Source organism: uncultured Flavonifractor sp., assembly GCF_944385615.1.
GTDB lineage: Bacteria > Bacillota > Clostridia > Oscillospirales > Oscillospiraceae > Flavonifractor.
Genome location: NZ_CALWXV010000024.1, coordinates 18,694 through 38,310, shown reverse-complemented (window position 1 = coordinate 38,310; position 19,617 = coordinate 18,694). Strand labels below are relative to the sequence as shown.

Here is a 19,617-nt window from a genome sequence, read left to right as displayed (position 1 = left end):
TCTCACCACCTATTGCTATTTTACCTCTTGCAAACGAAAAAGCCCAGCTTTCGCTGGACTTTTTCGACAGGCTGAGACGGGGCTCCATCATGGAGCCCCGTCTTGGGGCTATACCTCTGGGGCGGCCGCGTCGTCAGACCGGCACAGACAGCCGTCAAAGGCGGAAAGCTTGGAGTGGAGGATCATTTCCAGCCGGGATACGGCGTTGACCATGGATTCCACCGACTTGTTGGTGGCAAGCAGCACATCGGGGGTGACGTCCTGCATGGCCACCATCTTCTGGATCTTCTCACCCTCAGCGTTGAGGATGTGGGACAGGGCGGTCTCCTGCAACGCCACCGACTCAATGATGTCGGTGATGGCCTGAGATCTGGTGGTGGTGCTGGGGGTGATAACAGGTATTCCCATAATGACGAGTGCTCCTTTATTGGTATTGAGCCTTAGCTCGCAGTATGCTATGCCTGCCGGGGCATCTGTGTGACAGCGGTCTGAAGACAAAACAGGAGCGCTCTGCATGACGCAGAGCGCTCCTGAAAGGAAACGAGAATTACATCTTCTGCTCCAGGGACTTGGTGTCCACCTCGTCCTTCAGCTGGGCAGCAAAGGCATCGAAGGACATGACGGTCTGCTGGCCGTGACGGTTGCGGACGGCCACCTCGCCGCTCTCGGCCTCCTTGTCGCCCACCACCAGCATATAGGGGACCTTTTGCAGCTGGGCCTCACGGATCTTGAAGCCGATCTTCTCGCTGCGGTGGTCGGTCTCCACTCGGTAGCCCAGCTCGTCCAGCTTGGCGGCCACCTGGTCGGCGTAGTCGGCGGCCCGGTCGGTAATGGGCAGCACCTTCACCTGCACGGGAGCCAGCCAGGTGGGGAAGGCGCCGGCAAAGTGCTCGGTGATGACGCCGATGAACCGCTCAATGGAGCCCAGCACCACACGGTGCAGCATGACGGGGCGGTGCTTCTCGTTGTCGGCGCCGGTGTATTCCAGCTCAAACCGCTCGGGCAGCTGGGAGTCCAGCTGGACCGTGCCGCACTGCCAGGTCCGGCCCAGAGAGTCGGCCAGATGGAAGTCCAGCTTGGGACCGTAGAAGGCGCCGTCGCCCTCGTTGACCTCAAAGTCCTTGCCCATCTCCAGAATGGCCTCTTTCAGGATATCCTGGTTGTGCTCCCACTGCTCCACAGTGCCGATGTGGTCCTCGGGCATGGTGGACAGCTCGATCTTGTAGGGCAGGCCAAAGACGGAGTAGACCTCGTCAAACAGTTTGACCACGTTCTTGATCTCGTCCTTCAGCTGGTCCTGGGTCATAAAGATGTGGGCGTCGTCCTGGGTGAAGCAGCGCACCCGGAACAGGCCGTGAAGCGCGCCGGACAGCTCGTGGCGGTGGACCAGGCCCAGCTCGCCCACCCGCAGGGGCAGGTCCCGGTAGCTGTGGGGCTCGCTGGAATAGACCAGCATACCGCCGGGGCAGTTCATGGGCTTGATGGCAAAGTCAGTGTCGTCAATGACGGTGGTGTACATATTGTTCTTGTAGTGGTCCCAGTGGCCGGAGCGCTCCCACAGCTGCCGGTTGAGCATCATGGGGGTGGAGATCTCCACATAGCCGTAGCGCTTGTGGACCTGACGCCAGTAGTCGATCAGGGTGTTGCGCAGCACCATGCCCTTGGGCAGGAAGAAGGGGAAGCCGGGGCCTTCGTCCCGCAGCATGAACAGGCCCAGCTCCTTGCCCAGTCTCCGGTGATCCCGCTTCTTGGCCTCCTCAATGCGCTGGAGGTAGGCGTCCAGCTCGTCCTTCTTGGGGAAGGCGATGCCGTAGATCCGCTGCAAGGTCTCCCGGTTGGAGTCGCCCCGCCAGTAGGCGGCGTTGCAGGCGGTGAGCTTGATAGCGTTGCCCTTGACCCGGGCGGTGGAGTCCAGATGGGGACCGGCGCACAGGTCGGTGAACTCGCCCTGCTTGTAGAAAGAGATCACCGCATCCTCGGGCAGGTCGTTGATGAGCTCCACCTTGAAGGGCTCGCCCTTTTCCTCCATCAGCTTGAGGGCCTCGGCCCGGGGCAGCTCGAACCGCTCCAGCTTCAGCTTTTCCTTGCAGATCTTCCGCATCTCACCCTCGATCTGCTCCATGATCTCAGGGGTGAAGGGGAAGGGGGACTGCATGTCGTAATAAAAGCCCTCCTCGATGGCGGGGCCGATGGCCAGCTTCACCTCAGGGAACAGGCGCTTGACGGCCTGGGCCAGGATGTGGGAGCAGGTGTGCCAATAGGTCTTGCGGTACTCGGGATTTTCAAAGGTAAACTCGTTCTTGACTTCTTCGGACATATCAATTTCCTCCTTCTGTCCGTAGGCGGGCGCGATGTGCGCCCCTACAAAGCTGAGGGGCAAAACAAAAAACGCCTCACCCCTGATGTTCAGGGGTGAGGCGTAAAAAACGTCCCACGGTTCCACCCTGCTTGCATAGAGCGCGGAGGCGCCCGGGAGCAGGTGGCTAAGGCCGGAGCGAAGCGAAATACCAAAAAGCAGAAAGGCTTTTTGGTGTTTTGCGCAGTCGCAGGACTTAGGCGCCGTCGCGGAGGGCGCACAGCGTGACTTCATGCCGCTTGTGACTTTCTGTAACGGGAAAGCCCCGGCCCGGTCCTCCCGGGCGGCTCAGGAGTGGTACAGCCGCCGCGTGTCGCAGGACACTTCCACCAAAATGTGTCCCTCTCTGTCCGCCGCCGTGCGGGTTCTTCTCCGTCAAAGCCATTTTGACCAAGCCACTATATCACCAACCGGGGGGAGGTGTCAAGGGGGAGGAAACTTTTTTCTTGACCTGCCCGCTGTAGCGGTCTATCAGATATTGGCGGCAGGCCCAGCTGTCGGTCAGGGCGGGAACAGTATGACCGGTGAGGTAATATAGGACCTCCTGCCAGCACGGGCAGGTATACTCTCTGGCGGGGATGGCACGCAGCGCTTTGACCACAGGCGGACAGGGGCAGTCCAGGTAGCGCAGGTCGGAGAGATAGCAGCAGTTGGAGAGATAGGCCAGGCGTTCCAGTAATTCAGAGGCAGAGTTGGACATGATAGCCATGAAAAAGCACCTCGAAATGAAAGCAACAAGACATATTTTATTATAAAACAGGTAAAATACCGCGTCAAGTATAAAATACACTTTAAGATTATTTTTAGGGAAGGGAGGAATAGATAAAATGAACTTGACGTGAGGTGATGAGATGGGGATGGATTACCGGCAGCTCGGACAGCGCATTGCGGCCCGCCGCAAAAAAATGGGACTGCGGCAGGTACAAGTGTGTGAGCGATGCGACATCAACAATAACTACCTCTCCAACATTGAACGAGGCAGATCGATCCCAAGCCTGGAGGTGTTCATGCGCATCTGTGAGGCTTTGGAGGTTACGCCGGACCAACTGCTGCTGGGCACCCGCCGGGAGGAGGATTGGAGCCGGAATCAGGCGGTGGCGGAGCATCTGCGGGGGATGAATCCCAAGCAGCTGGAACTGGCGGACAGCTTTCTGCGCTGGCTGCGGGAACAAGAGTAGGATTGGAGATAAGCTCCGGACCATTGTAATTTACAGTTTATTCACAATGAATACATGGTTTAGCCTTATTTACAGGGTATGATACTCACAGATTCAGAAATGAATCTGAACGAGACCATCCTCCCAAACCAATTCCTCTCTTATCCCTCTCCAACACCTTTGCAACACACACAACACACACCCAAAAAGCCCCGGCCTTCTGGCCGGGGCTTTTTGGTGTAACCACTCAAATAAGTGGCATAGCCACTTATTTGAAAAGGACACAGCCCACTGTGCGCGGAATTTGTCCACTTACAGCGGACAAATTCCACACTGGCGGGCTGAGAAGTGTTTTTCCCGACGCACATGTCGCCGGGAAAAACCAGATATCACTTTGTTCACGCCTGTGAGCGTGAACTCTGCGAGGCTTTTGGTTTTAGCAGCAAAAAGGACCGGCGGGAGCCGGTCCTTTTTGGGGGGATATGGAGGTTATCTTACTTGCCGGCGTGAGCGGCCTTCCAGTCCCGGTTGAAGCGGTGCTCGTTTACGATGAGCACCAGCACCACGTTGACCAGGGCCACAGCGGCAAACACCAGGTAGGCCATCTTGATCTCGCCGCCGGTCATCTTCTGTACCACGCCGTTGACCAGGAAGCACAAGGCGGTGATGGCACCCTGGATGGGGAAGATGACACTGTTCACCTTGTCAAAGCCCTGACGGCCGAAGATGGAGGTGGGCAGAGAGGTGGTGAAGTTGGCGGAGCCGCCGATGCCCATGGCGATCATGAACAGGGAGACATACACCAGAGGGGAAGAGCTGTCGGTGGCGCCGAAGTTGCACAGCAGGGCGATGGCATACCATACGCCGAAGCCCACCATGGTTTTCTTGGTGCCGATCTTGTCATCGATGATACCGATGAGCCAGGAGCCGACCACGCCGCCCAGGGCCAGGATGGTCATAACGTTCATAGCAGCTTGGGGTGTGAAGCCCAGCTGAATGTTGCGGGTCACCAGCTGGCTCATGACGCCCACGGAGCAGATCTGGAAGAAGGCGGTGGTGATGGCGGCCAGCCACAGCTCCTTGGTCTTGAGCAAACTGCCGGTGGTCCAGCCGCCGTCGCCCTCGACCGCGTCCGTGGTGTCGTACTCGTTCTTATAGACCTCATCAGAGACGTTGTCGGGGTTGATGCCGCGCTCCTGGGGGGTATTGCGGATGAAGATCATACCCAGGATACCGAGAACGATGGCGGCGATGCCGATGGGAACGATACCAGCGGAGAAGTTTTCGCCCACATTGGCCAGCTCCGCGCCGCCCTTACTCACGACCACCGCGGTGGGCGCGATCAGGATGGCTACCAACTGCACATAAAAGGCGGAAGCGAAGTTGTGGCCCATGGTGGTGTAGCCCATGACCACACCCTTCTTCTTGGGGAACCAGGTGGCTACCAGAGTGCCGCCCGCCACATAGCCGGCGGACATGATGCTGCCGTACACAAAGCACATGGCGATGGTGTAGATAACAATGCTGGGGGCGTTGCAGGCCAGGATGTAAGCGATACCGGAGATAATGCAGCACACGCCGGAGGTGATGCGGGCACCCACCTTACGGTTGATCTGGCCTACAATGATGAAGAACGCCACGCCGACGATGCCGGCCAGGGAGTTCATGTTCATGATGTCGCCCTGCTCCAGGCCCAGACGGAAGGCCACGTTGGGGGCGGTGATGTTGGCGCCGTCGTTGCACATACCGACGTACAGGAAAAACATGAGCAGACAGTAGAGGATCACGAGCCAGCCTGCGCCGAAATTAACGACGGAGTTTTTGTTCCCGTCGCGAAGGTTTTGTTTCGCCATTGATCTTCCCTCATCTCTAAAATGGTTTGGATCAGGACATGTGCCGGCAAGTCCATTCCTTGTTGCAGGTATACTTTAGCGATTTGCGGCCTTTTGTGCAATACATACAAGTAAGTGAGTTACTAACCAAAAAGTGCATAGTAACTAAGAAGTAAGCGTCTTGTTTTATATAATCTGCCCAAAATAATAGTTAAAAAATTGACAAACTGCTGCGGGTAAATTACAGTATAAAATCTGTAATGTACAGTATGTATAATTTTAAAGCCAAAATTTTGTGGGGAGATGGTCAGGGGGCGGCATCCCGTCCAGGATACCTGAAAAAGCGCACAAAGCCGGGAGGGAGAAGGTGAAAATCAGACAGATGCTTCTGACGGCTTTCTGGCGGCGTGTGAGAGGGAAAATGGGGTTTAGCAGTATAGGAGACGGCTGAGAGAGAAAACGGCGTATAGGGGCGCTGGCGGGCTTGCAGGCATATCTGCCGAATCAACAGAAAACCCCCGTGGGAGCACCGGCAAAATGACCGTAATGCTCCCACGGGGGACAGAAAACGGGAAAAGGCTTACTTCAGGCTGAGGATCTCGCGGGCCTCGTCGGGAGTGGCCACCTGCTTGCCGAACTCCTCAATGACGCGGCGGGCGCGGTCCACGAACTGGACGTTGCTCTCAGCCAGCTGACCCTTGGCGTACATGACGTTATCCTCCATGCCAACACGGATGTGGCCGCCCAGAGCCACAGCGCCGTACAGCATGGTCATGGCGGAGTGACCCACGCCGAAGCAGCTCCAGGTGGAGCCGGGGCACAGGGACTCCATGGTCTCCTTCATGAAGATCAGGTTCTTCATGGTGCCGGGGATGCCGTTGGCGCAGCCCATGCAGAACTGGAAGTGCAGGGGCCCCTTCAGCACGCCCTTCTTCAGGTAGTACTGAGCGTTGGCGATCATGCCGGGGTCAAAGGCCTCGATCTCGGGCTTGACGCCCCACTCCTGCATATTCTTGCCCAGCTGCTCCAGGAAGGCGGGGGGATTGAGGAACAGGGAGGTGTGCAGCCAGTTCATGGAGCCGCAGTCATAGGAGCCCATCTCGGGGCGCAGCTCCTTCAGGTGGATCTGGCGGGTCTCGTCGGTGGCGTTCAGGTCGCCGGAGGTGGTCATGTTCAGGATGATGTCGCAGTCGGGGTGGTTGCTCCGCAGCAGCTCCACGGTCTGACGGAACTTTTCCTTGTCCATGGTGCCGTGGCCCTCGTCGTCGCGCATGTGCAGATGGGCGACAGCAGCGCCGGCCTTCCAGCAGGCGTACACATCCTCGGCGATCTCAGCGGGGGTCATGGGGACGTTGGGGTTGTTCTCCTTGGTGGGCCAGGCGCCGGTGGTGGCCACGGTGATAATAGTCTTATTCTTCAGATCAGCCACGGTCATTCAAGTCCTTTCTAATCAAATCAGGATACCGCATAAAGCGGCGGGCGACCGCCCGCCGCTTTACGCTTGGCATGGAATGGGAAGGGAATTAGGAAAGTATAGGAACGGATGCTTACTTGTTGCGGTTGAAGAGCTTCTGCATGTACTCCAGGCCGCTGCCGCCGTGGCCGGACTCGTCGGCGTAGCCGGTGCCGCCGTACTTGTAGGTGCGGTCGGACACGGAGGGATCAATGTTCTCCTCGTCGATGTAAGCCACGCAGCGGGACATGGCGCCGTCGCCCATGTACCAACGCAGGGGGAAGCAGAAGAACTGGAACACAGTGCCGGGCTTGATCTTGTCCAGATCGCCGCCCAGGTTCTCAACGCCCACGATGCCGTGGCCCAGCATCTCCTTGTGGCAGGGCTCCCAGGTGCCCCACACGCCCAGGTTCTCCAGCTCGCCGAACTTCTCGTCATAGGCGGCCTGGCCGTGGATGCGGATATACTCGAACTTGTCGAACTCAGCGTAAGCCTCCTCGCCGAAGAGCTCCTTGTACTCCTCGGTGATGGGCTTGCCGGTGGCGCCCAGCAGGTTCATACGGGTCATGCCGTTGTTGCCCATGGCGGTGTGCAGGGGGTGATCCAGAGCCTGGCTGTCCATGGCCACGCACTTCACGCCGTGCTTCACAAACCACTTGCCGGCGTCGATGCCGGTGCCGATGGAGTAGTGATAGTAGGCCTTGGAGTCGTCAAACAGGCGGTGCATACCAGTGTTCAGGCACAGGACCTTGCCCTTCAGATCGTCGGGATTCACGCCGCACTTCTGGCAAGCCTCGTCCAGGTGCTTGTCGGTGATGAGGGTCCAGGGTTCCACGTCCAGCTTGAGCACCACAGCCTCGCCGGTGTAGGCGTCGATGGGCATCTCGTGGGTGTAGCGGGCCCGACGGCCGTCGAATTCGTACTCCATGACGTGGCGGGGGGCGTCGCAGTGGGTGCCGGTGTGCATGGTGCAGGTGATCTTGGAGGTCAGCACGCCGCCCTTGGCCATGGTGTGGGCGTTGGTGATCTCGGGCTTATCAAAATAGGGCCAGCGGGGAATCTCCGCGCTGAAGGGGTGGGTCAGATCAACATATACTTTACCCATAACAGGTGCCTCCTTAAATAATGGTCAAAATGTTTGGGGGAATGACCGGATGGCTTACTTGCCGTACAGCATCCGGATCAGGTACTCGTTCAGGTCGGCGTTGGACTTGGCAACCTGCTCAGGGGTCCACTTCTGGAAGCCCTCGCCGGTCTTGAAGCCGATCTTGCCTTCGTCCCGCAGCTGCTTAAGCAGGGGGGAGGGCTTGTGGGAATCCTCCAGGTCCTGGAGGATGTAGTCGTGAATGTTGTAGGTCAGGTCGGTGCCCACCATGTCGGCGTTCTCCATGGGGCCCAGCTGGGGCAGCCGCAGGCCGAAGGAGTAGCGCACCGCCTCGTCCACGGTAGCAGCGTCAGCAATGCCGTTCTCCACAATGGAGATAGCCTCACGCCACAGGGCGTGCTGCATCCGGTTGGCGATGAAGCCGGGCACGTCCTTTTTGCACAGCACGGGCTTCTTGCCCACGGAGCGCAGCACCTCCATGACGGTCTGGGCCGTCTCATCGGAGGAGGCGTCGGACTTGACCACCTCCACCAGGGGGATCAGGTGGCCGGGGTTCCAGAAGTGGGTGCCCACGAAGCGCTCCCGGTGCTTGAGCTCGGCGGAGATCTCGCTGGGGCTCATGACGGAAGAGTTGGTGCAGAAGATGGTATCCTCGGCACAGCGCTCCTCCAGCTTGGCGAAGGTCTCGCGCTTGATCTTCATGTCCTCGAACACGGCCTCAATAACGAAGTCGGCGTTCTTGACGATATCGCTGTCCATGTCGGTGGTAAAGGAGATGCGGGAGAGCCGGTCGCTGAGCTCTTCCTCAGTGATGACGCCCTTGTCCACCAGCTGCTTGGAGTTGGTGCGGATGCCGGCCTCCACATCGGTGGGGTACAGATCGTACATACCCACCTGGAAGTCGGGGTTGGAAGCGAACACGAAGCCGATGTTTTTGCCCATCATGCCCGCGCCGCAGATCAGGATATTTTTAATCTGTTTCATTGCGTTATGCCGTCCTTCCCGTCAGCCGGACATTACACCACCAGGTAACCGCCGGAGCAGTCGCAGTTGCTGCCGGTGATGAAGTTGGAGGCGTCGGAGGACAGGAACAGCGCGTAGCCAACGAAGTCGTCGGGCTCGCCCAGGCGGCCGATGGGCTCGCGGTTGAGGAAGTTCTTGTACACGGCGGACTCGGGGTCGAACATCCACTCGGTCAGATCGCTGCGGAACACGGTGGGGCAGATGGAGTTGACGTTGATGTGATACTTGGCGGATAGGTCGCAGGCCAGGCAGGAGACCATCAGGTCCGCGCCGCCCTTGGAGGTGCAGTAACCGGTGTAGCCGGCCATGCCGCGCTTGGAGCGCTGAGAGGTCACGATGACCATCTTACCCCGCTTGGTGTTGTCGGCCTCGTACTGGGCCACCATCTGATGGGCCACATACTTGGTGACGATGTACACGCTCTTACAGTCGGCGTCCATGATGTACTGCCAGTCGGCAACGGACTGCTCCAGCACGTTCTGGGGCTTGTTGTAGCCGTGAGAGACAGCCAGAATGTCGATGCAGCCGTACTTGGCCACGCAGGCCTTTACCAGAGCGTCCACATCCTCTTCCTTGGCGGGGTCGGCCACAAAGTAGGCGCAGTCGATGCCCTCGGCCTTGAACTCGTCCTCCAGGGCCTTCAGCTTGGCGTCGTTGCGGCCGGTCATGAAGACCTTGGCGCCGGCGTAGCCGTAAGCCTTGGCCAGCACGCAGCCCAGAGCGCCGGTGGCGCCGGTGACCAGAGCGACCTTATCCTTGACGGAGAACATATTCTCAACAAAATCCTTCTTAACAGGAACCATGATGATTTTCCTCCTTGATATCGTTCAGAAGCGCCCGTTGAATCAGGCGTTGGGATAGTTGATGATGACCAGCATACGGGCGGGCAGGTTGCTCTCGTTCTTCAGGCCGCGGCCCTCATTGGGGGGGAAGGAGATGGACTCGTTGGCGTGGATGACGTACTTCTTGCCGTCCTTATCGGTGACGGTCATCTCGCCCTCCAGCACGTAGTAGACCTTCTCCAGCGGGTTGTCCTCGTAAGCCCACTCAGCGCCGCCGCCGGGCAGGAAGGTGGAAACGCCAACCCAGAACTTCTCAGCGCCGGTCTCCTCCTTGCCGTGGATGCGCATGGCGACACAGCCAAAGTGGCCGGCGGCCTCATAAGTCTTCAGTTCCTCAACAGTGCGCTTAACCATTTGAAATCCGCTCCTTTAACCTATCATTTATGAATTTCATTGGGGAAATACGCTTTGCCGGGCCTCCATGGGCCTCAGCACTTTGTCTGGTTATAGTGTAGTCGTGGGGCGGCTTTTGTGCAATACACACAATTATGTAAGTAGGTAACTTGCTGGTTTGCACCCACCAAATGGTAAGTGGCGGAAAATTGTGAAAATCGCCCAAACAGCAAGGATAAAAATATGCAAAACGGCTGAAATACCGGGCGTGAATGAGAATTGTTGTTGAAAGTACACAAATTCTTTGTTAAAATTTTGGCATAACCACCCCGGAAGGTTCCAACGCCGCCTTGTGGGGAGCGGGATGCTGTGTTATCATGATAACGCGGGGACAACGGTCGGTCCCTGCGCGTAAATCCGGGAGAGAAAGAGGTAACTGCTTGTGTGGAACGATCATTTTGACACACCGACAAATCCCTACCACTATGTGCTGCACTGCATTGGCGGGAAGTGGAAGATGACCATCCTCCATGAGATCCACACCTACGGGAGCATTCGCTTCAACCAGACGTTGAAGGCTCTGCCCATTTCAGAGAAGGTGTTCAGCCAGCAGCTGCGGGAGCTGGTGGAGGCGGGGCTGATCCGCCGCATTTCCTACGACACCATTCCGCCCAAGGTGGAGTATGTGCTCACCCCCAGTGGGGAACAGCTCATTCCGGCGCTGGACGCTCTGTATATCTGGAGCATCCGGCAGATGGACGAGCGGGGCATCCCCATCGACTCCGACGCCTTTGTGGTGCATACCTCCAGCAAGTACACCGAAGAGCTGCAGGATATCATGAAGGCCAACGACTTTGAGCCCGGACGGACCCGCCAGCGGCGGGACCGGAACGAAAACCGGGACTGAACGGTCCCATCCATGAAAGCGCCCTGCCTGGGCCGGCGTTTGCCGGGCTCCGGCAGGGTTTTGTTCTTCCGGACTGGCGGGCGTTGCAATCGGGAGCGGTTTGGGGTATCATATTTGCATGGAAAAGATCCCTTTTGTAAGGAGGCGCTGTGTATGCGCGATGGATTTGTAAAAGTGGCCGCCGGGACCCCCAAGATCCGGGTGGCGGACTGCCGTTATAATGCCGAGCAGATTTTTACCCTCATGCGGGAGGCGGACAAGCAGGGGGTGAAGGTACTGGCGCTGCCCGAGCTGTGCCTCACCGGCTATACCTGCGGGGACCTGTTCCTCCAGTCCACCCTGCTGAAGGGGGCGGAGGAGGGACTCCGCACCATCCTGGAGGCCACCAAGAATCTGGATATGGTGACCGCCGTAGGCCTGCCTGTGTGGAACAAATGGGACAACAAGCTGTATAATTGTGCGGCGGTTATCCAGAGCGGGGAGATTCTGGGCCTGGTGCCCAAGACCTATCTGCCCAACTACGGGGAGTTCTACGAGGGGCGGTGGTTTGCCTCCGGTGCGGGCGTGCAGGCAAGTTTGATCCTGTGCGGGCAGGAGGTGGGCCTGTCGGACGGCGACCTGTTTGCCTGTAAGGACCTGCCCAATCTGGTGATCGGCGTGGAGATCTGCGAGGACCTGTGGGCCCCGGAGCCCCCTTCCATCCGGGCGGCCCGGGCGGGCGCCACCCTGATTTTGAACCTGTCGGCCTCCAATGAGCTGGCGGGCAAGGCCGCTTACCGCCGGGGTCTGGTGTCCGGTCAGAGCGGGCGGCTGGTGTGCGGCTATGTGTACGCCGACGCTGGCGAGGGGGAGTCCACCACCGACCTGGTCTTTGCCGGGCACAATATTGTGGCGGAAAATGGCTCCATTCTGGCTGAGCGGCGCTTTGCCTCCGGTCTGACCATCAGCGAGATCGATGTGGATCGGCTGGTCTATGAACGGCAGCGGATGAATACCTATCAGGCCGACCCCAGTCGGGAGTGCTGGCGAGCCAGCTTCCATCTGCCGGTAACCGACACCCGGCTCACCCGGCCCATCTCTCCGACCCCCTTTGTCCCCCAGGACCAGAATGACCGGGCGGAGCGGTGTAATGAGATCCTGTATATCGCCGCCATGGGGCTCAAAAAGCGGTTGGAGCACACCAACGCCAAGACGGCGGTGGTGGGCCTGTCCGGCGGACTGGACTCCACCCTGGCGGTGCTCATTACGGCGGTGTCCATGCAGATGCTGGACCGCCCCGCCACCGATATTATCGCCGTCACCATGCCCTGTTTCGGCACCACGGACCGAACCAAATCCAACGCCGTGCTGCTGGCCGAGCGGCTGGGGTGTACCCTCAAAACCATCGACATTGGGGAGGCGGTACGCCGCCACTTCAAGGATATCGGCCAGTCCATGGAAAACCACGACGTGACCTTTGAAAACGGACAGGCCAGGGAGCGGACCCAGGTGCTTATGGATATCGCCAATCAGACCGGCGGCCTGGTCATCGGTACTGGCGATCTATCCGAGCTGGCTCTGGGCTGGTGTACCTACAACGGGGACCACATGAGCAACTATGCCGTCAACGCCGGTATCCCCAAGACCCTGGTGCGCCATCTGGTCAGCTTTATCTCCGATGACAAGGAGGAGGAGGACCCCCAGCTGTCCGGAGTGCTGGCCGATATTCTGGATACCCCCGTATCCCCGGAGCTTCTTCCCGCCATCGAGGGGAAGATCACCCAAAAGACCGAGGATCTGGTGGGGCCCTACGAGCTCCATGACTTTTATCTCTACTATGCCATTCGCTGGGGCTTTGGGCCCCGGAAGGTGCTGCGGCTGGCGGAGCAGGCCCTGGGTGTCCGCTATGACCGGGCCACCCTGCTCAAGTGGCTGAAAAACTTCTACCGCCGGTTCTTCTCCCAGCAGTTCAAGCGCTCCTGTCTGCCCGATGGGCCCAAGGTGGGCTCGGTGGCTCTGTCCCCCAGAGGCGACTGGCGGATGCCCTCCGACGCTGTAGCGGCCCTGTGGCTGGAAGAGTTGGAGGGATTGGAATGAAAAAACTGGTTTGGGCCGCCAGTCGCCCGCGAGCGAAAGCGAGCCGCGCCTATGGCGCGTCCAAGGCTTTTCCGCGTCGCGGAAAAGCCTTGCCGCAGGCGGGATTCACTCCCGCCGAGGAAGTAAAAAGAAACAGGGCCCCCATGAAAGCCCGCTTTCATGGGGCTGACTGGCGGATGCCCTCTGATGCCGTGGCTGCTCTTTGGCTGGAAGAGCTGGAGGGACTGGGCTGACATGAACCTCTATTTCGACCTGTTCTGGACCTTTGCCAAAATCGGCGTATGTACCTTTGGAGGCGGCTATGCCATGCTGCCCATCCTTCAGCGGGAGCTGGTGGAGAAGCGGAACTGGACCACCGAGGGGGAGCTGTCCGATTATTTTGCCATCGGCCAGTGTACCCCCGGTATTATCGCCGTCAACACCGCCACCTTTGTGGGCCACAAACTGCGGGGGGCTTTGGGCGGAGTGGCGGCCACCCTGGGGCTGGTGTTCCCCTGCCTGGTCATCATCATGCTCATCGCCGCCTTCTTGCAGAATTTTGCCGAGCTGCCGGTGGTGGTCCACGCCTTCAACGGCGTGCGGGCCTGCGTGTGCGCCCTTATTCTGTCCAGCGTGCTCAAGCTGCGCAAGAGTACGGTGGTGGACCTGCCCACCGCTGTGGTTTTTGCGGTGGTGGCCGTGCTGGCGGTGGTGGGTAACTTTGTCTCCTTTCCCACCGGGACCACCCTGGCCGCGGTGATGGGCTTTGTTACCTCCCCCATTGTGCTGGTGGTATTTGCCGGCGTGGCCGGGCTGTGTATCCGGGCCGCGAAAGGAGGGGGGAAGGCGTGATTTATCTCCAGTTCTTTTTTGAGTTTTTCAAGGCGGGCCTGTTTGCCATCGGCGGCGGGCTGGCCACCATCCCCTTCCTCACCGACATCGGCAGCCGCACGGGCTGGTTTACCTCCGGTGATCTGGCCAATATGATCGCTATTTCCGAGTCCACCCCCGGCCCTATGGGGGTGAACATGGCCACCTATGTGGGATTCCACACCGGCAGCCTGACAGGCGGCGCGGTGGGCGGCATTTTTGGGGGGATCGTGGCCACTCTGGGGCTGGTGTGTCCCTCTATCATCGTCATTCTCATCGTCGCCGGATTTCTGAAGAAGTTCCGGGAGAGCCGGGGAGTGGACGCGGTGTTCTACGGCATCCGTCCCGCCTCCACCGCCCTCATTACGGCGGCCCTGGTGGAGGTGTGCGCCATTGCTCTGGTGAACACCGGGGCGGCCTTCGGGACGGTGGACTTCTTTCACTGGAAAGCCATTCTTCTGGCGGTGGCGGTGTTTGTCTGTCTCCAGGTAAAGCCTCTGAAAAAGCTCCACCCCATTGTGTTCATCGCCGCCTCGGCGGTGATCGGTATCGTGTTTCAATTCTGACAGAACGCGGGGGCTGTTGCGGCCTTGTGCAGCAGCCCCCGCGCTCTCTTTCACAGGAGAATCTATATGCGTATCGCAAATACCGTGTCTGACTCCATTGTGGACGGCCCCGGCCTGCGGTTTACCGTGTTTACCCAGGGGTGCCCTCACCACTGCCCCGGCTGCCACAATCCCAATACCCACGACCCCGCCGGAGGACAGGAGGTAGAGGTGGCGGAGTTGGCGGAGAAGATGAGCGCCAACCCCCTGACCGACGGGCTCACCCTGTCCGGAGGGGAACCCTTTGACCAGGCGCAAGCGTGCGCCGCTCTGGCAGAGCTGGCCAAAGAGCGCGGTCTGAATGTATGGACCTACACCGGATATACCTGGGAGAAGCTGCTGGAAGGAGGGGACCCCGGCGTGCTGGCCCTGCTGGCCCACACAGATGTACTGGTGGACGGGCCCTTTGTGGAGGGCCTCAAGTCCTACGACGCCCTTTTCCGGGGGAGCACCAACCAGCGGCTCATCGACGTGCCCAAAAGTCTGGCGGCGGGGCAGGTGGTGCTGTGGCAGCGGCCCGACCCGCTGGCCCACTTTACCCGGCCGGAGTCGTAGGACGTGGGTTTATCTCCGCTTTACAGTGCGCCGTTTTGGCGCAGGCCTGCCCCGGTGCGCACCCCCAGCAGAAAGGCGTGGGCAGCGGCAAAGGCTACCACCGCATCCACATCCCGCTGGGTCTCCTGGGTCTGGTTGCCCTCGCACAGGGAAAAACGGAGGGTATCCCCGTCGTCCCGGGGCTGGCGGTCCAGATAGGGCTTGATGTAGTCGGTGTAAAGGAAGGACAGGAACTCGTTCATAACACCACCTCCAATGTTGTGTTTATTATACACCACATAAAATGTTGTGTCAAGGGAGCGTCACCGGTATGGATAAAATTATGGAGCCATTTGGAAAACGGCTCAAAGAACTGCGGAAACAAAAACACAAGACCCAGGTGGAAATGGCGCAGCTGTTGGACTGTACAGACCGGCATTATCAGCGGATGGAGTATGGCTATATCAATGTGCCGTCGCTGACCCTGATTAAATTGGCCGACTATTTTCAGGTGACCACCGACTACCTGCTGGGCCGGGAGGAATGATATGACCAGAGAAATTGACAGGGAGCATTGGGAGCGAAAAGAGCATTACGCTTTTTTTGCGCCCATGTCTCACCCCTTTTACAGCCTGACCTTTCCGGTGGATGTGACCCCGCTGCGGCAGCGGTGCAGGCGGGAGGGTCTGCCCTTCTATCCCGCTATGGTTTTTGCTGTAACAAAAGCCATGGAACAGGTGGAGGCGTTTCTTTACAAGGATCGGAACGGCACCATTGTCCGCCATGACCGGCTGGTGCCCAGTTTTACCGATCTGAAACAGGGGAGCGAGCTTTTCCATATTGTTACCCTGGAGGCGGGAGAGGACTTGTCCGATTTTTGCCGCCGCGCCAAGGCAGCCTCGGCGGCTCAGACGGAATTTCTTCCCACCGGACCCTGGGCAGAGGATGAGCTGATCTACTTTATCTGCTTACCTTGGTTTCCCATCACGTCACTGACCAACGAGCGGGATATGGTGCCCTGGGACTCTGTGCCGCGGGTCAGTTGGGGCCGTTGGGAGGAGCAGGGGGACAGGACCATGCTCAGCCTGAGTCTGGAGTTAAATCACCGCCTATTGGATGGGGTACACGTAGGAAAATTTTATCAGACTCTTTGTGATTGGATGGAGAAAGGATGACTCTGGCCGATTTTCAGGCCCGCTGGGCGGGCCACAGCCCCCAGGTCCAGGACGTGAAGCGGGCATACGCGGTATTGGCGCCGTTGGTGGAGGGACCGGAAGGGTTAAGCCTGCTCTTTGAAGTGCGGGCGGATACTCTGTCCCACCAGCCGGGGGAGGTGTGTTTTCCCGGCGGCCGGGTAGAGGCGGGGGAGACCCCCCAGGACTGCGCCCTGCGGGAGACTTGGGAGGAGCTGGCCATCCCACCGGCGGAGGTGGAGATCATCGCCCCCCTGGACCTGGTGGTACAGCAGGGCAAATTTGTCATGCATCCCTTCCTGGGGGTGGTGAGCCAAGGGGGAATGGCCGCCATGCGCCCCAGCCCCGCCGAGGTCAAACGCACCTTTCTGGTGCCGCTGGACTGGCTGAGGGACAACCCGCCCCAGGTCTACTCCTATGAGCTCAAGCCCCAGGTGGGGGAGGATTTCCCCTATGACCGCATCGGTTTTCCCCAGGGCTACCGCTGGCGGAGCGGGGAGGTGTCAGTGCCGGTCTACCCGTGGCCGGAGGGGACCATCTGGGGCCTCACGGGCCGCATCGTCCGCCATCTCATAGAGGAGATGACATGAGAGCGCCCGAGCAGCTGGGGCCCTACCGCTACCGGCAGTCGGACACCTGCTTTCCCCTGGGACAGGACAGCCTGGCCCTGGCCGCCTTTGCCACGGTGCGGCGGGGGGACGTGGTGTGTGATCTGGGCTGCGGCGGGGGGGCGCTGTTGCTGCTGCTGGCCGGGCGGGAATCCACATTGACCCTGTCCGGTGTGGAAATCTCGACTGAGGACAGCGCCCTGGCCCGGCAGAACCTGGCGGAAAACGGCCTTACGGGGACCATTTACACCGGGGATCTCCGTCAGGTGTGCAAAACGTTGCCGGCGGGTGGATACTCCCTGGTGGTGGCCAACCCGCCCTATTTCCGAGCGGGCAGCGGCGGAGACGGCGGCGCCGCCCGTATGGAGGAGGCCACGCTGGACGACTGGTGTGCCGCCGCCGGGCGGCTGGTGAAAAACGGCGGGCGGTTTGCCCTGGTCCACCGGCCGGAGCGGCTGGCGGAGCTTTTTGCCGCCCTCACCGCCCACGGACTGGAGCCCAAACGGCTCCAGCTGGTACAGCATGACCAGGATACGCCCCCCTCCGCCGCACTGGTGGAGGCGGTACGGCAGGGCAGGCCGGGGCTGAAGGTTTTGCCCGTACAACTGAGAAACCGGAGGTAATGTTATGGCCGGAATTTTATATCTGGTGCCCACCCCCATCGGCAATCTGGGGGATATTTCCCAGCGGATGGCGGACACGCTGGGGGCGGTGGACTTCATCGCCGCCGAGGATACCCGGGTGTCCCTCAAGCTGCTCAATCACCTGGGGCTGAAAAAGCCCATGCTCTCCTACTACCGTCACAACACCGAGACGGGAGGACAGGCGGTGCTGGACCGTCTGCTGGCCGGGGAGAGCTGCGCCCTGGTCACCGACGCGGGCACCCCGGCGGTGTCCGACCCCGGCGAGGACCTGGTACGGCTGTGCGCCCAAAACGGGGTGGAGGTGGTGGCCATTCCCGGCCCCTGCGCCCTCATCACCGCTCTCTCTGTGTCCGGCCTGCCCACCGGCCGCTTTACCTTTGAGGGCTTTCTGGCGATGAACAAGAAAAACCGCCGGGCCCACCTGGAGGAGCTCCGGCAGGAACGGCGGACTATGATCTTCTACGAGGCCCCTCACAAGCTGACCGCCACCCTGGTCGATCTGGCGGAGGTCTTTGGGCCGGACCGGCGCATCTCCCTGTGCCGGGAGCTGACCAAGCTCCACGAGGAGGTACGCCGCACCACGCTGGGGGAGGCTATGGCCTGGTATGAGGAAAATCCCCCTCGGGGCGAGTTCGTTCTGGTGGTGGAGGGGGCGGCCGAGGGAGCCAAAGCCCAGCCCACTCTGGAGGAGGGACTGGCCCGGGTGGCCCAGCTGCGGGAGGAGGGCCTGTCCCTGAAGGACGCCGCCCGGCAGGCCGCCAAGGAAACCGGTTTGCCCAAAAATGAGCTGTACGGAAAGGCAGTAGAAAGAGAACAGTGTTAAGTTAATGAACAGAATCAAATATTACGAATCGTATATTTTTGGTAGTAAATAGCTCAGTCGAATTTGAAAGAAACCGGTCGAATATCCACGGAAAAAGGGAAAAAGTTGGCAAAAAACAACACAAAATTGCAAATAACTTTTAACCTGTGTTAACTGTAAAATAATTGGTAAAAAGAAGAAAAAAGGGACTCCCCTGGCCGTGCGGCCTGGGGGAGTCCCTTTTTGTACCAGCCAGGATTACTTCAGCTGAAGCTCGCGGATACAGTTGGTGCAGACGTTTTTTCCCTTGAAGTTAATAACATCCTTCGCATCATCACAAAAAATGCAGGCGGGCTGATACTTTTTCAGCACGATAGAGGCGCCGTCCACATAAATCTCCAGAGAGTCTTTCTCTGCGATATCCAGCGTGCGGCGAAGTTCGATGGGCAGGACGATGCGGCCCAGCTCATCTACTTTGCGTACGATTCCAGTTGACTTCATAAATGCTACTTCCTTTCCCTATTAGCTTCCAATTATCCCCTTCATTAACTAGAAACTGACACAATTATAACACAATGTATTGTTGTGTCAAGCGTTACCACAAAAACTTCCGCAAAAATCCGCCCAAATTCGCCCATCAATTGGGTATATTTTCCAAGGAGAGCTCGTATAGATAGCCCATGCGGAATGATTGGGCTGGGAAAGGAAGGGATGACGGATGGCGATGGCGGCAATCTGGACGGGCATGGTGCTGATTTCCATTCTCTGCGGGCTGGCCACCGGCAACGGCGGGGCGGTAGGGGCGGCGGCGCTGGAGGGAGCCGGGGCGGCGGTGGACCTGTGCCTGGCCATGGCGGGGGTGCTCTGTCTGTGGATGGGGGTCATGGAGATCATGAAACGCTCGGGGCTGTCCGCCGGGCTGTCCAGGCTGCTGCGCCCGCTGCTGGCACGGCTCTATCCTGAGTTTGCCGGGGACAAGGAGGTCATGGACAGCGTCTCGGCCAATGTGTCGGCCAACCTGCTGGGGCTGGGCAACGCCGCCACCCCTCTGGGCATCCAGGCCGCCAGAAAGATGAGACGCCGCACGCCGGGGGTGGCCTGCGACGGGATGTGTATGCTGGTGGTGTGCAACACCGCCTCCATCCAGCTCATCCCCACCACTGTGGCGGGGGTGCGGCTGGCCGCCGGGTGCGCCACCCCCTTCGATATCCTGCCGGCGGTGTGGCTGGCCTCCGCCCTGTCGGTGTGCGTGGGAATCGCAGCGGCCAAGCTGCTGGCCCGGGTGTGGAGGGATTGAT

Annotated in this window: 24 protein-coding genes; 13 read left to right on the top strand and 11 right to left on the bottom strand. The window is 59.5% G+C overall.

Annotated features, from left to right (window positions below; translation table 11 throughout):
- Positions 1–108 precede the first annotated feature (108 nt).
- From Q0J75_RS07840 to Q0J75_RS07830, 3 genes are all read right to left on the bottom strand, one after another.
- Entirely contained in the window at positions 109–408 is a 300-nt protein-coding gene (locus Q0J75_RS07840; protein ID WP_297199205.1) for a hypothetical protein, read from the bottom strand.
- Positions 409–547: 139 nt separating this feature from the next.
- Positions 548–2,317 carry a threonine--tRNA ligase gene (gene thrS / locus Q0J75_RS07835; RefSeq protein ID WP_297199203.1) on the bottom strand — a complete coding sequence of 590 codons (1,770 nt, stop codon included), beginning with the start codon at positions 2,315–2,317 and terminating at the stop codon, positions 548–550.
- Between the two features lie 442 nt (positions 2,318–2,759).
- Positions 2,760–3,065 (bottom strand): hypothetical protein, encoded by a 306-nt coding sequence (locus tag Q0J75_RS07830; protein ID WP_297199201.1) that lies wholly within the window; start codon positions 3,063–3,065, stop codon positions 2,760–2,762.
- Positions 3,066–3,207: 142 nt separating this feature from the next.
- Here Q0J75_RS07830 and Q0J75_RS07825 point away from each other — a divergent pair, with 142 nt between their 5' ends.
- Positions 3,208–3,534: a helix-turn-helix domain-containing protein gene (locus tag Q0J75_RS07825; protein ID WP_297199200.1), complete on the top strand. Its 327-nt coding sequence runs from the start codon at positions 3,208–3,210 to the stop codon at positions 3,532–3,534.
- Positions 3,535–4,007: 473 nt separating this feature from the next.
- Here Q0J75_RS07825 and Q0J75_RS07820 read toward each other — a convergent pair whose 3' ends face one another.
- The 6 genes from Q0J75_RS07820 to Q0J75_RS07795 all read right to left on the bottom strand — a co-directional run bounded on the left by Q0J75_RS07820 (position 4,008) and on the right by Q0J75_RS07795 (position 10,122).
- Positions 4,008–5,366, bottom strand: a complete 1,359-nt coding sequence (locus Q0J75_RS07820; RefSeq protein WP_297199198.1) for an MFS transporter — start codon at positions 5,364–5,366, stop codon at positions 4,008–4,010.
- A 559-nt stretch (positions 5,367–5,925) separates the two neighbouring features.
- Positions 5,926–6,774 carry a 3-keto-5-aminohexanoate cleavage protein gene (locus Q0J75_RS07815; protein ID WP_363315725.1) on the bottom strand — a complete coding sequence of 283 codons (849 nt, stop codon included), beginning with the start codon at positions 6,772–6,774 and terminating at the stop codon, positions 5,926–5,928.
- Between the two features lie 118 nt (positions 6,775–6,892).
- Entirely contained in the window at positions 6,893–7,903 is a 1,011-nt protein-coding gene (locus tag Q0J75_RS07810; protein ID WP_297199196.1) for a cyclase family protein, read from the bottom strand.
- A 54-nt stretch (positions 7,904–7,957) separates the two neighbouring features.
- Positions 7,958–8,887, bottom strand: coding sequence for a 3-hydroxyacyl-CoA dehydrogenase family protein (locus Q0J75_RS07805; RefSeq protein WP_297199194.1), 930 nt, complete (start codon positions 8,885–8,887; stop codon positions 7,958–7,960).
- Positions 8,888–8,919: 32 nt separating this feature from the next.
- Positions 8,920–9,729 carry an SDR family NAD(P)-dependent oxidoreductase gene (locus Q0J75_RS07800; RefSeq protein ID WP_297199192.1) on the bottom strand — a complete coding sequence of 270 codons (810 nt, stop codon included), beginning with the start codon at positions 9,727–9,729 and terminating at the stop codon, positions 8,920–8,922.
- A 42-nt stretch (positions 9,730–9,771) separates the two neighbouring features.
- Positions 9,772–10,122, bottom strand: a complete 351-nt coding sequence (locus tag Q0J75_RS07795) for a cupin domain-containing protein (protein WP_087336435.1) — start codon at positions 10,120–10,122, stop codon at positions 9,772–9,774.
- Positions 10,123–10,543: 421 nt separating this feature from the next.
- Between Q0J75_RS07795 and Q0J75_RS07790 the strand changes: the two genes are divergently transcribed.
- From Q0J75_RS07790 to nrdG, 6 genes are all read left to right on the top strand, one after another.
- Positions 10,544–11,008, top strand: a complete 465-nt coding sequence (locus Q0J75_RS07790; protein WP_297199186.1) for a winged helix-turn-helix transcriptional regulator — start codon at positions 10,544–10,546, stop codon at positions 11,006–11,008.
- A gap of 153 nt (positions 11,009–11,161) precedes the next feature.
- The gene (locus Q0J75_RS07785) at positions 11,162–13,084 is read left to right on the top strand and encodes an NAD(+) synthase (protein WP_297199183.1); all 1,923 of its coding nucleotides are present in this window, start codon (positions 11,162–11,164) and stop codon (positions 13,082–13,084) included.
- Positions 13,081–13,317: a hypothetical protein gene (locus Q0J75_RS07780; protein ID WP_297199180.1), complete on the top strand. Its 237-nt coding sequence runs from the start codon at positions 13,081–13,083 to the stop codon at positions 13,315–13,317. Before Q0J75_RS07785 ends, Q0J75_RS07780 begins: the two co-directional genes overlap by 4 nt.
- A 1-nt stretch (position 13,318) precedes the next feature.
- Positions 13,319–13,915 carry a chromate transporter gene (locus Q0J75_RS07775; protein WP_297199177.1) on the top strand — a complete coding sequence of 199 codons (597 nt, stop codon included), beginning with the start codon at positions 13,319–13,321 and terminating at the stop codon, positions 13,913–13,915.
- The gene (locus tag Q0J75_RS07770; protein ID WP_297199174.1) at positions 13,912–14,499 is read left to right on the top strand and encodes a chromate transporter; all 588 of its coding nucleotides are present in this window, start codon (positions 13,912–13,914) and stop codon (positions 14,497–14,499) included. The genes Q0J75_RS07775 and Q0J75_RS07770 overlap by 4 nt, the downstream gene beginning before the upstream one ends.
- Positions 14,500–14,565: 66 nt before the next feature.
- Entirely contained in the window at positions 14,566–15,093 is a 528-nt protein-coding gene (gene nrdG, locus Q0J75_RS07765; RefSeq protein WP_297199171.1) for an anaerobic ribonucleoside-triphosphate reductase activating protein, read from the top strand.
- 20 nt (positions 15,094–15,113) lie between these two features.
- Here the strand turns inward: nrdG and Q0J75_RS07760 are convergent, their stop codons facing one another.
- Entirely contained in the window at positions 15,114–15,335 is a 222-nt protein-coding gene (locus tag Q0J75_RS07760) for a hypothetical protein (protein ID WP_297199168.1), read from the bottom strand.
- Between the two features lie 68 nt (positions 15,336–15,403).
- Between Q0J75_RS07760 and Q0J75_RS07755 the strand changes: the two genes are divergently transcribed.
- Genes Q0J75_RS07755 through rsmI form a run of 5 tightly spaced genes read left to right on the top strand, consistent with a single transcriptional unit; the run spans position 15,404 to position 18,340 of the window.
- A complete protein-coding gene (locus Q0J75_RS07755) occupies positions 15,404–15,619 on the top strand; it encodes a helix-turn-helix domain-containing protein (RefSeq protein WP_297199164.1) in 216 nt (71 codons plus the stop codon).
- Position 15,620: 1 nt separating this feature from the next.
- Positions 15,621–16,247 (top strand): CatA-like O-acetyltransferase, encoded by a 627-nt coding sequence (locus Q0J75_RS07750; protein ID WP_297199161.1) that lies wholly within the window; start codon positions 15,621–15,623, stop codon positions 16,245–16,247.
- Positions 16,244–16,855 carry an NUDIX hydrolase gene (locus Q0J75_RS07745; protein WP_297199158.1) on the top strand — a complete coding sequence of 204 codons (612 nt, stop codon included), beginning with the start codon at positions 16,244–16,246 and terminating at the stop codon, positions 16,853–16,855. The genes Q0J75_RS07750 and Q0J75_RS07745 overlap by 4 nt, the downstream gene beginning before the upstream one ends.
- Positions 16,852–17,496, top strand: coding sequence for a tRNA1(Val) (adenine(37)-N6)-methyltransferase (locus Q0J75_RS07740; protein ID WP_297199155.1), 645 nt, complete (start codon positions 16,852–16,854; stop codon positions 17,494–17,496). The genes Q0J75_RS07745 and Q0J75_RS07740 overlap by 4 nt, the downstream gene beginning before the upstream one ends.
- A gap of 4 nt (positions 17,497–17,500) precedes the next feature.
- Positions 17,501–18,340: a 16S rRNA (cytidine(1402)-2'-O)-methyltransferase gene (gene rsmI / locus Q0J75_RS07735; RefSeq protein ID WP_297199152.1), complete on the top strand. Its 840-nt coding sequence runs from the start codon at positions 17,501–17,503 to the stop codon at positions 18,338–18,340.
- Between the two features lie 237 nt (positions 18,341–18,577).
- Here the strand turns inward: rsmI and Q0J75_RS07730 are convergent, their stop codons facing one another.
- The gene (locus tag Q0J75_RS07730) at positions 18,578–18,820 is read right to left on the bottom strand and encodes an AbrB/MazE/SpoVT family DNA-binding domain-containing protein (protein ID WP_087187593.1); all 243 of its coding nucleotides are present in this window, start codon (positions 18,818–18,820) and stop codon (positions 18,578–18,580) included.
- A gap of 217 nt (positions 18,821–19,037) precedes the next feature.
- Between Q0J75_RS07730 and Q0J75_RS07725 the strand changes: the two genes are divergently transcribed.
- Positions 19,038–19,616: a spore maturation protein A gene (locus Q0J75_RS07725; protein ID WP_297199149.1), complete on the top strand. Its 579-nt coding sequence runs from the start codon at positions 19,038–19,040 to the stop codon at positions 19,614–19,616.
- The last annotated feature ends 1 nt before the right edge of the window (position 19,617 follow it).